Annotated in this window: 13 protein-coding genes; 5 read left to right on the top strand and 8 right to left on the bottom strand. The window is 68.0% G+C overall.

Annotation, left to right across the window (positions count from 1 at the left end; genetic code table 11):
- Window positions 1-89 precede the first annotated feature (89 nt).
- Window positions 90-1,010 (top strand): LysR substrate-binding domain-containing protein, encoded by a 921-nt coding sequence (locus BLS50_RS30290; protein ID WP_074807022.1) that lies wholly within the window; start codon window positions 90-92, stop codon window positions 1,008-1,010.
- Window positions 1,011-1,104: 94 nt separating this feature from the next.
- Here the strand turns inward: BLS50_RS30290 and BLS50_RS30285 are convergent, their stop codons facing one another.
- Both BLS50_RS30285 and BLS50_RS30280 read right to left on the bottom strand, forming a co-directional pair.
- Entirely contained in the window at window positions 1,105-1,941 is an 837-nt protein-coding gene (locus BLS50_RS30285; RefSeq protein ID WP_074807019.1) for an alpha/beta fold hydrolase, read from the bottom strand.
- 136 nt (window positions 1,942-2,077) lie between these two features.
- Window positions 2,078-2,911: an oxidoreductase gene (locus tag BLS50_RS30280; protein WP_074807016.1), complete on the bottom strand. Its 834-nt coding sequence runs from the start codon at window positions 2,909-2,911 to the stop codon at window positions 2,078-2,080.
- Between the two features lie 94 nt (window positions 2,912-3,005).
- Between BLS50_RS30280 and BLS50_RS30275 the strand changes: the two genes are divergently transcribed.
- The gene (locus BLS50_RS30275) at window positions 3,006-3,977 is read left to right on the top strand and encodes an AraC family transcriptional regulator (protein ID WP_074807015.1); all 972 of its coding nucleotides are present in this window, start codon (window positions 3,006-3,008) and stop codon (window positions 3,975-3,977) included.
- A 41-nt stretch (window positions 3,978-4,018) separates the two neighbouring features.
- On the opposite strand, the gene BLS50_RS30270 is transcribed toward BLS50_RS30275, so the two are convergent.
- The 3 genes from BLS50_RS30270 to BLS50_RS30260 are packed head-to-tail and all read right to left on the bottom strand — an operon-like array spanning window position 4,019 to window position 5,765.
- Window positions 4,019-4,150: a hypothetical protein gene (locus BLS50_RS30270; protein ID WP_023475972.1), complete on the bottom strand. Its 132-nt coding sequence runs from the start codon at window positions 4,148-4,150 to the stop codon at window positions 4,019-4,021.
- 47 nt (window positions 4,151-4,197) lie between these two features.
- Window positions 4,198-5,403, bottom strand: a complete 1,206-nt coding sequence (locus BLS50_RS30265; protein WP_074807012.1) for an MFS transporter — start codon at window positions 5,401-5,403, stop codon at window positions 4,198-4,200.
- Window positions 5,400-5,765, bottom strand: coding sequence for a RidA family protein (locus tag BLS50_RS30260; protein ID WP_074807010.1), 366 nt, complete (start codon window positions 5,763-5,765; stop codon window positions 5,400-5,402). The genes BLS50_RS30265 and BLS50_RS30260 overlap by 4 nt, the downstream gene beginning before the upstream one ends.
- Window positions 5,766-5,899: 134 nt before the next feature.
- Between BLS50_RS30260 and BLS50_RS30255 the strand changes: the two genes are divergently transcribed.
- Both BLS50_RS30255 and BLS50_RS30250 read left to right on the top strand, forming a co-directional pair.
- Window positions 5,900-6,718, top strand: coding sequence for a TrmB family transcriptional regulator (locus tag BLS50_RS30255; protein WP_027811905.1), 819 nt, complete (start codon window positions 5,900-5,902; stop codon window positions 6,716-6,718).
- Between the two features lie 16 nt (window positions 6,719-6,734).
- On the top strand, window positions 6,735-7,595 hold the full coding sequence (locus BLS50_RS30250) for a PhzF family phenazine biosynthesis protein (RefSeq protein WP_074807007.1): 861 nt from the start codon (window positions 6,735-6,737) through the stop codon (window positions 7,593-7,595).
- Between the two features lie 33 nt (window positions 7,596-7,628).
- Here the strand turns inward: BLS50_RS30250 and BLS50_RS30245 are convergent, their stop codons facing one another.
- Both BLS50_RS30245 and BLS50_RS30240 read right to left on the bottom strand, forming a co-directional pair.
- A complete protein-coding gene (locus BLS50_RS30245) occupies window positions 7,629-8,792 on the bottom strand; it encodes an aldose epimerase family protein (protein WP_074807004.1) in 1,164 nt (387 codons plus the stop codon).
- A 101-nt stretch (window positions 8,793-8,893) separates the two neighbouring features.
- Window positions 8,894-9,799 carry a helix-turn-helix transcriptional regulator gene (locus BLS50_RS30240; RefSeq protein WP_074807000.1) on the bottom strand — a complete coding sequence of 302 codons (906 nt, stop codon included), beginning with the start codon at window positions 9,797-9,799 and terminating at the stop codon, window positions 8,894-8,896.
- 121 nt (window positions 9,800-9,920) lie between these two features.
- Between BLS50_RS30240 and BLS50_RS30235 the strand changes: the two genes are divergently transcribed.
- Complete coding sequence (locus BLS50_RS30235; RefSeq protein ID WP_012337491.1) at window positions 9,921-10,829, top strand: LysR family transcriptional regulator; 909 nt, start codon at window positions 9,921-9,923, stop codon at window positions 10,827-10,829.
- Between the two features lie 174 nt (window positions 10,830-11,003).
- Here the strand turns inward: BLS50_RS30235 and BLS50_RS30230 are convergent, their stop codons facing one another.
- The gene (locus BLS50_RS30230) at window positions 11,004-12,485 is read right to left on the bottom strand and encodes a mechanosensitive ion channel family protein (protein WP_074806998.1); all 1,482 of its coding nucleotides are present in this window, start codon (window positions 12,483-12,485) and stop codon (window positions 11,004-11,006) included.
- Window positions 12,486-12,512 lie beyond the last annotated feature (27 nt).

Below are 12,512 nucleotides of genomic sequence, written 5' to 3'. Positions count from 1 at the left end.
CGGTGACGAGCAGTATCACGCGCCCGGCCTGTCGATCGAAAACGGAAAATCCTGCCTGATAACATGAGTCTTGTTCATACTCGAAACCGATGAAGGCCAAACCGCTTCCCCCCGTCTATGCGCTCCGCGCGTTCGAGAGCGCCGCGCGCAACGGCTCGTTCACGCTGGCCGCCGAGGAACTGAGCCTGACGCAAAGCGCGGTCAGCAAGCACGTGAAGACACTGGAGGCCTACTTCGGCCGGAAGCTGTTCGTCCGGCACGGGCCAAAAATGACCGTGACGGCGGAAGCCCACATCTTCGCGGCCGGGCTCAGGCGCGGGTTCCGGCAGGTCGAGGAAGCGTGCATGCTGTTCCGCACGCAACGCGACGTGCTGCGGCTCAAGGCGCCGTCCACGCTGACGATGCGCTGGCTGCTCGACGCACTGGCCGCCTTCCGCGGCACGCGGCCGGCGTTCGAGGTGCAGATCGCAAGCGTGTGGATGGATGTCGACACCGTCGATTTTTTCAGCGAATCCTACGATTGCGCGATCCTGCTCGGTGCAGGCAAGTTCGGCGAAAGCACGCATTGCGTGAAGCTGTTCGACGAATGGCTGATTCCGGTGTGCTCGCGGGCCACCGCCACGGTCGCACGCGCGAATCCCGCCGCGTGCGAGTTGATCCACCCGTCACCCGACCGGCGCGACTGGCGCCGCTGGCTCAACGGCAGCGGTCACGACCTGAATGTGGACATCACGCGCGGGCAGGTGTTCGACATGCTCGAACAGGGCATCGCGGCGGCCATCGCCGGCCACGGGATGTCGATCGGCGACCTCGCGCTGTGCGCGACGGCGATCGACGAGAAGCAGCTCGTGCTGCCGTTCAAGACGGCCGTGAGCACCGGCGATGCGTACTATCTCGTATGGCCGGAAGATTCCGCCAAGGCCGCGCAGGTACGCGAGTTGCACGCGTTCCTGGCCGGCCGGATGCCGCGTCTCGCGCATCCGGGCGTTCGCTTCGTCGATTTGGGGTGAAGCACGCGGCGGGCGATCGTCTTTTTCACGCGCGGCCGGATCGCCTGCCTTCGATCATGGCGCCGCCCGCCGCGGCGGGCCGGCGCCGATACCGTCAGCCCCGCACGAACGCGAGCAGGTCGGCGTTGAGCACGTCGGCATTGACCGTCAGCATCCCGTGCGAATAGCCCGGGTACGTTTTTAGCGTGCCGTTCTTCAGCAGCTTGATCGATTTCAGCGCGGCATCCGCGATCGGTACGATCTGGTCGTCTTCGCCATGCAGCACGAGCGTCGGGACGGAGATCGACTTCAAGTCCTCGGTCTGGTCCGTTTCCGAAAACGCCTTGATGCCGTCGTAATGCGCCTTCGCGCTACCTTCCATCCCCTGCCGCCACCAGTTGCGGATCACGCCCTGGTGCACGGTCGCGCCTTCGCGGTTGAACCCGTAGAACGGGCCGCTCGGCACGTCGAGGAAGAACTGCGCGCGGTTGTCGGCGAGCGCCTTGCGGAAGCCGTCGAACACCTCGAGCGGCAAACCTTCGGGGTTCGAATCGGTTTTCAGCATCAGCGGCGGCACCGCGCTTACCAGCACGGCCTTCGCGACGCGGCCGGCCGGCTCGCCGTGCTTCGCAACGTAGCGCGCCACTTCGCCGCCGCCGGTCGAGTGCCCGATATGCACCGCATTGCGCAGGTCGAGCGCTTCGACGACCGCGAACGCGTCGGCCGCGTAACGATCCATGTCGTGGCCGTCCCAGACCTGCGCCGAGCGGCCATGGCCGCGGCGGTCGTGCGCGACCACGCGATAGCCGTGCTGAACGAAGAACAGCAGTTGCGCATCCCAGTCGTCGCTGGACAGCGGCCAGCCGTGGTGGAACACGATGGGCTGCGCGTCTTTCGGACCCCAATCCTTGTAGAAAATCTCGACGTTGTCCTTCGTGGTGACGTATGGCATCGCGATGCTCCTGTGAGGTGAATGAACGTGGCGAACGGGCCGCTGCCATTATCGGCCATTATTGTGAAACCACGACGCCATCGTGCAATGCGATGGCCGATCATCCACCGGCAGGAAACGAACGACGCCGCGCGCGTCAGCCGTCCGTCGACACCGTCACGGCTTCCCACGCGCGGATTTCTTCGTCCAGCGCCGCCAGCTTGTTCCGCACGAGCCGCAGCGCGTCGCTGCCGAGCAGCAGATGCGCGGGCGGATGGTCCGCCGCGATCACGGCGAGCATCGCCCGCGCGGCCTTCGCGGGGTCGCCCGGCTGCTTGCCGCTTTTCTCCTCCCGCGCGCGGCGGATCGGATCGAACAACGCGTCGTAGTCGGCGATCGAGCGCGGCGTGCGCGCCATCGAGCGGCCGGCCCAGTCGGTGCGGAACGAACCCGGCGCAACGGCCGTCACCGCGATGCCGAACGGTTCGAGCTCCTTGCCCAGCGTCTCGGAAATGCCCTCCAGCGCGAACTTGCTGCCGCAGTAGTACGCGATGCCCGGCATCGTGATGTGCCCGCCCATCGACGTGATGTTCAGGATGCAGCCGCGCCGGCGTTCGCGCATGAACGGCACGACGGCCTTCATCATCGCGACCGCGCCGAACACGTTCACGTCGAACTGCCGGCGCATCTCGTCGAGCGGCGCCTCCTCCATGATCCCTTCGTGCCCGTAACCCGCGTTGTTCACCAGCACGTCGACGGGCCCGACGTTCGCCTCGATGTCGGCGACGACGCCGTCGATGCGCTCGAAGTCGGTCACGTCGAGCACCCGCGCGACGGCCGCCTGCGGAGACAACGCTTCGAAGTCGCGCGCCGCCTGCGCGCCGCGCACCGTACCGACCACCGTGTGACCGGCGGCCAGCGCTTCCTGGGCCAGCGCACGGCCGAACCCGCTGCTGACGCCGGTAATGAGCATGATGTTGCCGGATGCCATGTGAGCTTCTCCCGAATGTCGATTGAAGCGTGCATACTAGTCTGACGAACTGCGCCGAATAAGCCCGATTCCGCTGATTTTCTTGCACAAAACTATGAGCACCATGCCCGGCCCCACCCGATCTTCGTTACTGTCGCCGCGCGACCGGAAGCGCCTAGTGACGCTGTTGCGCACGCTGGCGCCCGACGAGGGCTACAACCTGACCGCGCTGCCGAGCGTGCGCATCCTGCGCTCGAACCGCGCGCTGTCGCGCACGCCGGTGCTGTACGACCCGGGCATCGTGATCGTGTGCCAGGGATCGAAGCGCGGGTACTTCGGCGGGGAGCGCTATTTGTACGACGAGCACCATTACCTGGCCGTCTCCGTGCCCGTGCCGTTCAGCATGGAAACCGACGCGACGCCCGAGCGCCCGCTGCTCGCGCTGTACCTGCACCTCGATTTCACGCTGGCCGCCGAACTCGCCGCGCAGATCGACCGAGCCGGCGTCGCGGAAACCGTGCAGGCGCCGAAGAGCATGATGTCGACGCCGATGGATCAGGCGATGCATGCGTCGGTGCTGCGTTTCGTCGAGGCGATGCAGCGGCCGCTCGACGCCGCGGTGCTCGGCCCGGCGCTGCTTCGCGAGCTGTATTTCCGCGTGCTGACCGGCGCGCAGGGCAACGCGATGCGCAGCGCACTGGCGATGCGCGGGCAATTCGGCCGGATCGGGCGCTCGTTGCGCGTGATTCATACCGATTACGCACGGCCGCTCGACGTGTCGCAACTGGCCGAAGAAGCCGGCATGAGCGTGCCGAGCTTTCACAGCCACTTCAAGGCGATCACGCAGGTGTCGCCGATGCAGTACCTGAAGTCGACGCGCCTGCATCAGGCACGGCTGTTGATGGTGCGTCAGGACCTGACGGCGGAAGCGGCCGGCTACGCGGTCGGCTATACGAGCCCCTCGCAGTTCAGCCGGGAATTCAAGCGCCTGTTCGGCTTGACGCCGGCGAAGGAAACGCAGCGCATGCGCGCGAGCTTCGCGATTCCGCAGGCATTCGACGATGCGGTGTTCGTGTCGTCGCATTGACGTCATTGACGTGCGCCGAACCGGGCGCGCGACGCACGCGTTCATCGCGCGGCATCGAGCGCGAGGCCGGCCAGCGACTTCAGGATGAACGCGGTCACGCCCCAGATGTCCTGCGGCTGATCGGCCCAATACCAACCGCCCGCACGTTCGCCGTCCGCGTCTTGCCGCGGCAAATCCGATTCACCAGCGCGGCGAACGGGAACACGACAATTTCCTCGGCTCAACCGGCCGACATCGGTTCGCCCGCGGCACCGACCGTCGCACGGGATGCCCCGATCCACGCGGCCGCCGTCACCGCACCGGCCGCGACGAGCATCATCGCGCCCCACCCGAGCCGTTCGACGAGCATGCCTGCCGCCACGGCGCCGCCCGCGCCGGCTGCGTAGTACAGCGTCAGGTACGCGGCGTTCAACGCCCCGGCCCGCACGGGCTGAATCGCTACGACCCGGGCCTGGTTCGCGACCTGCGCGGCGAAACAACCGGCATCGAACCACGCCAGCCCGACGCCCAGCCAGCCCGGATGACCGAGCGCAACGCCAAGCAACAACGTGGAAAGTGCGGCCACGGCGAGCCCGCCGCCGATCACCGCTCGATCGCCGAAGCGATCCGTGAGCTTGCCGGCCACGCGCGTCACGCCCAGGCCGAGCACGCCGGCGAGACTGTACGCGCCGATCTCGGCCGCCCCCATGCCGTACGGCGGCGCGGCCAGACGGATCGCCAGCCCTACCCACACCAGATTGAACGCGAAGAACCACAGCATGCCGGCGCAGGTGCGGCGCCTCAATGCAGCGCTGTCGCGCAGCAGCCGCGGAATCGCGCCGATCGTGGCTGCGTGACCGGAACGCCCGTCGGGGCGACCGCCGGGCAGCAGCACGCCACTGCCGACGGCCGCCAGCGCCACGCAACCGGCCAAGGCGAGCAGCGCACCGCGCCACCCGCACCATTGCGACAACGCACCGCCGACGAAACGGCTCAGCAGGATACCGGCGGAAATGCCCGCGGACACCACCCCCATTGCCCCGCCGCGCCGCTGCGGCTCCGCGTGCTTGCCGACGACCGCGCTGCATTGTGCCGCGACCGTCGTGGCCGCCCCCACCAGCAGGAAGCAGACGTCGAGCGCGAACGGCGTCGACGACAGCGACGCGCACGCGAGCAACACCGCGAGCACGCCCATTTGCGCCGAAACGAGCGTGCGTGGACCGACCCGGTCGACCAGCGGCACCAGCAGCGCCAGGCCGGCCAGATAGCCGAGCATCGTCACGGACGCGAGGGTCGCCATCCGCGCGGCCGACACGCCGAAATCGCCGGCAATGGCCGACAGCGACGGCTGCAGCGCATAGCCGTTGGCGATCGCGACGCCCGCCGCGAGCGCGAGCATCGCGATCGCGGTGCGGGACAGATACGCGTGCGGGCCGGCGACCGTCATGCGACGGTCCGGACCGCGATCGCCTCGATTTCGACCCGAATCTCCGGATCGACGAACGGCAACGCATGGACCAGCGAGAACGCCGGCCGGATCTCGCCGTATGTCTCGCCGTGCGCCCGTGCCGCGTCCTCCCAATGGTCGAAGTCGGCGACCACCAGCCGGCTCTGGACGACATCCGACAGCGCGAATCCGCTGTCCGCGAGGACCTTGCCGAGCGTCGCCAACGCATCGCGCGTCTGCGCATACACGTCGTCGCCTTTGCCGGCCGTCCCCGATACGTAGATCGTGTTGTCGACGACCACGGCACGCGAATAGCCCACCTTGGGCTCCCACGGGGAGCCGGTACTGATCCGTTGACGCATCTTGATGATCCTCCTCGGTAAGGTTAGAAAATCTCACTTACTACTTCGGTAGTAAGTGAGATCGATTCTATACTACTCCGGTAGTTAATCAAGCACCGCCGTGATGCTGATCACGGCCATCCGAATCCATCCACATGAACGAAAACGCGGAACTGATCACGTCCCTGATCCGGCTTGGCTTCACGCAATACGAGGCGCAGGCGTACGCGGCGCTCGTCGGCCAAGCCGCGTTGACGGGGGCGGAAGTCGGCCGGCGCGCCGGCATGCCGCCATCGAAGGTCTACGAGACCCTCGGCCGCCTGGAGGCGCGCGGCGCGGTGCTCGTCAACCGCTCCGAACCGGTCCGCTATGCCGCCGTGCCGCACCGCTCGCTGCTGGAAGAATTGCGCACGCGCTTCAACGCGGATCTCGAGCTGGCGGCGGGCGCGCTCGACCGGCTGCCGGTGCGCCAAGAGCCGGGGCTGGTCTGGTCGTTGAGCGGGCGGGAGGCGATCGTCAGCGCCTTCGCGCGCGTGATCGACCACGCGAAAACCGAAATCTTCGCGGGCGTCTGGGACGAAGAGATCGACGATCTCGGACCGCTGCTCGAAGCGGCCGCGGCGCGCGGCGTCGATACGCACGTGGCGATCTACGGCACGCGCACGCTCGACGGGCCGCGTCACTACGACATGGCCAAATGCGGCGCCAGCGCGCGACTTCGGCTCTCGGGACGGCGGCTGGCCGTCGCGGTCGCGGACGACACCGAGGCAGTGGTCGCGGAATTCGGCGATCAGTCGCCCGACCAGGCGACGCTGACGACCAATCCGGTCATCGCGCTGCTCGCGGTCGAGTACATCAAGGCCGACGTGAGCGGCCGCGTACTGATCGACGCAATGGGTCCGGCGGAATACCGGAAAGTGCTGAAGCATCCCGACATGCAGGCGATGCTCGCACCGCGCGACAAGCAGGGCTGATCCCTACGAGATATCGATGACCCAATACACCTTTCGCCTGCTGAACGTCTTCGCCGAAGCGACGTTCGGCGGCAATCCGCTGTGCGTGTTCGACGATGCGCGCGGCATGGACGACGCGACCATGCAAGCGCTGGCCGTGCAGTTCAACCTGTCCGAGACGACCTTCGTGCTGCCGTCCGATCGGGCACATGCACGCGTGCGGATCTTCACGCCGGGCTACGAGATGGCTTTCGCGGGCCATCCGACGCTCGGCACCGCGCACGTCGTGCGCGATCTGCTCGAGGCAGGCGATGCGCTGTCGCTCGAATTCAAGGCCGGCGTCGTCGACGTCACCGCGCGCGACGACGTGTGGACCTTCATCGCGCCGCACGCCGGCATGCCGAACACGGCGCCGTGCACGTTGCCCGATGCGCAGGTCGCGGCGCTGCTCGGGCTCACCGAGGACGATCTGCTCGCGCCGCCGCTGTGGGTCAATACCGGTGCCGACCAGTTGCTGGTCGCGCTCAAGGACCCGGCCGCCGTGCGGCGCGCGCGGCCCGACGGCGCGCGCGTCGACATCTGGCCGCCAAGCAGCCTCGGCCGCAGGACCGCATACGTATTCGCGTTCGACGACGCACGCCCGGGGACGGTCGTGTCCCGCTACTTCTTCGTGAAGCAAGGCGGCGGCGTGGCGGAAGATCCCGGCACCGGTTCGGCCTGTGCGAACCTCGGCGGCTGGCTGCTTGCCGCCAGTCACGATCTGCCGGCCGCGCTTCGGGTCGAGCAAGGCGAAGCCGTCGGCCGGCCCTGCCTGCTGCACTTGTCGGTCGATGCCGCGGGCAAAATCGGCGTCGGCGGGCGCGTGATCGAACTCGGGCGCGGCGTGATCAACGTGTGATCGCCGCGCGCCCGCCGACGCCGCCGCCGCCGTTTATCGCGCGCCCACCCGCCACACCGTCACTTCGTGCAGCGTCTCGCCCGGCTTGAGCGCCGTCGACGGGAAGGCCGGATGATTCGGCGAATCGGGAAAATGCTCGGCTTCCAGCGCGAATGCATCGGTTTGCCGGTAGACCGTCCCGCCCTTGCCCGCGACGCTGCCGTTCAACCCGTTGGCCGTATAGAACTGCAGCCCCGGCTGCGTCGTGTACAGCTCGAGGAAACGCCCCGACGCCGGGTCGTAGGCGCGCGCGGCGAACGCCGGCGCCGACTGGCCGCCCTGGTCGAGCACCCAGTTCTGGTCGTAGCCATGCGCGATCGCGAGCTGCGGATATGCATCGCGCAAATGCGCGCCGATCGGCGTCAGCTGGCGCAGGTCCATCGGCGTGCCCGCAACGCTCGCCAGTTGCCCGGTCGGAATCGACGTATCGTCGGTCGGCGTGAAACGCGATGCGGCGATCTCGATCAGTTGCCGTTCGACGCTGCCGCCCGCCTGCCCGGCCAGATTGAAGTAGCTGTGGTTGGTCAGGTTGACGACCGTGTCCTTGTCCGTCGTGGCGCGGTAGTCGATGCGGATCTGGTTGTCGCCGGTCAGCGTGTAGGTCACGTCCGTCGTCAACGTGCCGGGGAAGCCGTTCTCGCCGTCGGGGCTCACGTAGCGCAGCGTGACGCTCGAACCGGTCGCGTCGCTGTGCGTGCCGGTGACCGTCCAGACCTTCGCGTCGAAACTGTCGGGGCCGCCGTGCAGCGTGTTCGGCCCGTCGTTGACCGGCAGCTTCCACGTCTTGCCGTCGAGCGTGAAACGCCCGCCCGCGATGCGGTTCGCATACCGGCCGATCAGCGCGCCGAAATGGATGTTGCCGTTGTGCGCCTCGTAGTCGCGCAGCGAATCGAAGCCGAGCACGATGTCGGCCGCGTGGCCGGTGCGGTCGGGCACGTCGAGCGCGGTCACGATGCCGCCGTACGTGATGACTTTCAGCGTCACGCCGCGCCGGTTCGCGAGCGTGTACTGGCTCACCGCCTGCCCGGTCGCGGTCGTCCCGTAATCGGCGCGGCTGATCGAGACTTCGGGCGCAGCCGATGCAACGGCTGCGTGCAGCGCGAACGTTGCGAACACACCCATCGCGAGCATCGGTGGTCGCGGCCAGCGTCGTTTCATGGAAATCTCTCCAAAGTAGTGCGGCCCGTGCGGCCGCGCAAGTTGCATGCCTGAACGTCGCCGCGATTGTCATGCCGCGCCCCGCATCCGCGTCGCGACGATCACGTATGGTCCGCGCGCCACCGGCGAGGCGTGACACCGGTCAAGCGCGTGAAGGTGCGCGAGAAATGGCTCTGATCGGCGAAGCCGCACGCAACGGCGATCATGCTCAACGGCATGTTCGGGTCGCGCATCCATTCCTTTGCCCGTTCGACGCGCTGCACGATGAGCCAGCGATGCGGCGGCAGCCCGGTCGTTCGATGAAATGCCTTGACGAAATGGCCGCGAGACAGCCCGCACGCGCTCGCCACGTCGGCCAGGCCGATGTTGCCGTCGAGGTGCGCGAGCAGCAACTCCTTCGCGCGGCGCGCCTGCGACGGCGTGAGCTTGCCGTCCGACCTTTCCCGCCGTTCGCCGACGCCGCCGTAACGATGCGCGACGTGCGCCTGAAACGCCAGCCCCACGTGATCGATGAAGATCTGCGACGCTTCAGCGGGCCGGGCCAGCGCGGGCAGTAGCGCGTGTCCGAGCGCATGGATGACCGAATCGTGGGTGCTCAGATGCGGCGGCAGATAAAGCTGCGGCCGCTGCCGGCCGCCGAGGTCGTCGACCGTTTCCTCGAGCGTGTGGCGCGGTAGATGGAAATGCAGGCAATCGAACGCACCCTGGAGATCGGCCACCCAGCGACGGTCGAGATCGTAGATCGACACGGTTCCCGCGTCATACGGAACGAACGGCGCGGGGCGGCCGTCGAGCCACAGATCCTGCTCGCCGAACGGGTGCAACTGCAGCACGATCAGGTCCGTATTCTCGAGTTCATAGGGCGCGGTCAGCCCCATGTTCCTGCGCAAGCTCTTGAGCCGGACGATACCGATTTGCCCGTTCGGCAACGCTTGCGTGACGACGGTCTGCCTGACGTCGGCCGGGATGAAATCGGACGATGCGGTGTCCGGCTGCGGGGCGCTCATGGGGCGAGGCGGGAAGATGAATGACGAGGCTTATCACTCTAGCAAATCGCGGCGACGCACGCTGCTCGCGCCGCACCCCGCACTGGTATGATGCGCCAGCCACCCCCTACCGGAATTCGCGATGAAGCTGTCATTCGAAGCGCTCGAAGCCCTGGACGCGATCGACCGCACCGGCACCTTTGCCGAAGCAGCGGAACTGCTGCATCGTGTCCCGTCCGCGCTCACCTACCTGGTGCAGAAACTCGAAAGCGATCTCGGCGTGGCGCTGTTCGACCGCAGCGGACGGCGCGCGAAGCTCACGCATGCGGGCCGCATCGTCGTCGAGGAAGGCCGGCGCCTGCTGCGTGCGGCCGAGCAGCTCGAAATGAAGGCGCTGCGTGCGCAACAGGGCTGGGAAACGGAAGTGCGCGTCTGCATCGACGAAATCCTGCCGTTCGACGCGCTGTGGCCGTACGTCCACCGGTTCTACGCGCTCGGGATGGACACGCGGCTGCGGCTGTCGACCGAAGTGCTCGGCGGCGCGTGGGATGCGCTGATTTCGCGGCGGGCGGATCTCGTCGTCGGCGCGGCGGGCGAACCGCCGGAATTGCCGGGCATCGTCGCACGGCCGATCGGCTCGCTGAAACACGTGTTCGCGGTCGCGCCGTCTCATCCGCTCGCCGCGCTGCCCGAACCGCTGTCGATGGCGTCGGTCGTCCAGTATCGCGGCGCGGTGATCAGCGATACGTCGCGCGAACTGCAGCCGCAGTCGGTCGCGATCGATGCGGGCCAGCCGTACCTCGCGGTACCGACGCTGGCCGCGAAGCTGGAAGCGCAATGCGAAGGGCTCGCGGTCGGCACGCTGCCGGAATGCATCGCGGCGCGCGCGATCGCCGACGGCAAGCTCGTCGCGCGCCAGGTGACCGGCATGCGCGATACCACGCACTGCTATCTCGCGTGGCGCGGCGACGAGGCGGGCCGCGCGCTGCACTGGTGGGTCGAGCAACTCGACCAGCCCGATCTCGTCGATCGTTTCACGACGCCGGACTGACGCGTCCGTTCGCGGCCCGCCGGCACGCCGGGACCGCACGCGCCGGCCGCCCGTCGATGGCTGACGGCCCGGCATCGCGCGCATCATGCAGCGCCCCGGCACGGCGCCACGCGCCGCGAAAGAAAGCGCACGCCCATCCCCTCGCGCCGGCGGCCCTCGCGATCCGGCCGCACGTCAGCCGAGCGAATCGTGCAGCCGCTTCATTTCCTTCTCGAGCCAGCCGATCAGGCTGAACCCCGCGTGCGCTTTCTCCACCGGCGGAATCATCATCCGCTCCTCGGTCGCGATATGGTCGGTGAGCGACTCGCACATCAGCCTGCCGAGCGCCGGCTTCCTCGCGATCAATGCCGACAGATCCTCGCTGCGAAGCTGATGCACGGTCATCGCGGTGACCGCGTGAACGGTCGCATGAAGCCGCGTGCCGGCGAGCACGACGGACTGCCCGATCGCATCGCCCGGCGCCATCCGCCGGACTTCCACATCGCCGGACGCGCCCGGCACGAACACCGCCGCGACACCCGATTCGACGATCGTCAGCACGCGCGATTCCGCATTCGACGCGTAGATCACGTCGCCCTTGCCGAACGAACGCGCGACCAGCGCATCAGCCAGCACGGCCAGATCGTCGTCGTCCACGCGCGCGAACAATTCGACCGCGCGCAACAGCAGCAGCCGACGCGATACCGGCTGCCCTGGCGAAGTCGATACGGACGCCGGCGCAGAGCCTGCTAGCGGCCGCCACGCGACGCCCGCCGCGGCCAGATGCCGATGCGCGAGATCGTAGAGCGCGTTGCGCACGTTGATTTTCTTCTGCAGCGCGTCGACGTAGCAGACGAGTTCGTACTGGATCGCATTCGCACGGAACGCCTTCACGACGGCGATCGGCGCGGGGCGCGCGAGCACGTCGAGCGAACTCGCCGCGGCCCGCTCCAGCGCACCGATGGCCACCGCCGGCCGCACCGCGGGATCGAGGTCGAGCGCGAGCGTCACGCCGTGCAGGCCCGCGGGTTCGCTGAGATTCACGATCGTCGCGCGCGCCGCGGTGCTGTTCGGCACGACGACCAGGTTGCCGAGGTTGTCGATCAGCTTCGTCGCACGCCAGTTGCTCTCGACGATGCGCCCCTCGAGCTCGCCGATCGAGACCGTATCGTCGAGCCGGAACGGTTGCGTGGTATTCAGCACGAGCCCGGAGAACACGTCGTTCAGCGTGTTCTGGAGCGCGAGGCCGAGTATCACCGCCACGGCGCCGGAGGTCGCGACCAGGCCGCTCAACGGCAGGCCGAGCACGTAGCCGAGCGCGGCCACCGCGGCCGCGCCGAACACGATGGCTTCGGCGATGTCATGAAACAGCCGCTGGTTGCGCCACGCATGCGGCAGCAGCAGATGGTTGAGCAGCAGGCTGAACACGATCGCGCACTGGAGCCACCAGGCGATGCAGACGGCCTGGACCGCGATCCGGTCGAGCCCGCCGAGCGACGCGGGCACGGCGAGCGGGCTCACGCCGGTCGCGAACAGCACCGCGCTCAGCGCGGCGAACGCCGCACAGCGCCGGATGGCGCGCGCCACGGCGCGATCGCGCCCGAACAGCCGCCACGCGGCGAGATCGGCCAGCACGATCGGCGCGCCGTAGAGCGCCGTATCGGAGAAATTCAACATGTCGGAACGCACGCGCGGCGCGCAAAA

This window comes from Burkholderia orbicola, assembly GCF_900100915.1.
Lineage (GTDB): Bacteria > Pseudomonadota > Gammaproteobacteria > Burkholderiales > Burkholderiaceae > Burkholderia > Burkholderia orbicola.
This window is presented reverse-complemented; position numbering and strand designations above follow the sequence as displayed.

Coding starts and splice junctions, on each gene's coding strand:
- BLS50_RS30290 (WP_074807022.1), top strand. CDS start 90: ATGAAGGCCAAACCGCTTCCCCCCGTCTATGCGCTCCGCGCGTTCGAG.
- BLS50_RS30285 (WP_074807019.1), bottom strand. CDS start 1,941: ATGCCATACGTCACCACGAAGGACAACGTCGAGATTTTCTACAAGGAT.
- BLS50_RS30280 (WP_074807016.1), bottom strand. CDS start 2,911: ATGGCATCCGGCAACATCATGCTCATTACCGGCGTCAGCAGCGGGTTC.
- BLS50_RS30275 (WP_074807015.1), top strand. CDS start 3,006: ATGAGCACCATGCCCGGCCCCACCCGATCTTCGTTACTGTCGCCGCGC.
- BLS50_RS30265 (WP_074807012.1), bottom strand. CDS start 5,403: ATGACGGTCGCCGGCCCGCACGCGTATCTGTCCCGCACCGCGATCGCG.
- BLS50_RS30260 (WP_074807010.1), bottom strand. CDS start 5,765: ATGCGTCAACGGATCAGTACCGGCTCCCCGTGGGAGCCCAAGGTGGGC.
- BLS50_RS30255 (WP_027811905.1), top strand. CDS start 5,900: ATGAACGAAAACGCGGAACTGATCACGTCCCTGATCCGGCTTGGCTTC.
- BLS50_RS30250 (WP_074807007.1), top strand. CDS start 6,735: ATGACCCAATACACCTTTCGCCTGCTGAACGTCTTCGCCGAAGCGACG.
- BLS50_RS30245 (WP_074807004.1), bottom strand. CDS start 8,792: ATGAAACGACGCTGGCCGCGACCACCGATGCTCGCGATGGGTGTGTTC.
- BLS50_RS30240 (WP_074807000.1), bottom strand. CDS start 9,799: ATGAGCGCCCCGCAGCCGGACACCGCATCGTCCGATTTCATCCCGGCC.
- BLS50_RS30235 (WP_012337491.1), top strand. CDS start 9,921: ATGAAGCTGTCATTCGAAGCGCTCGAAGCCCTGGACGCGATCGACCGC.
- BLS50_RS30230 (WP_074806998.1), bottom strand. CDS start 12,485: ATGTTGAATTTCTCCGATACGGCGCTCTACGGCGCGCCGATCGTGCTG.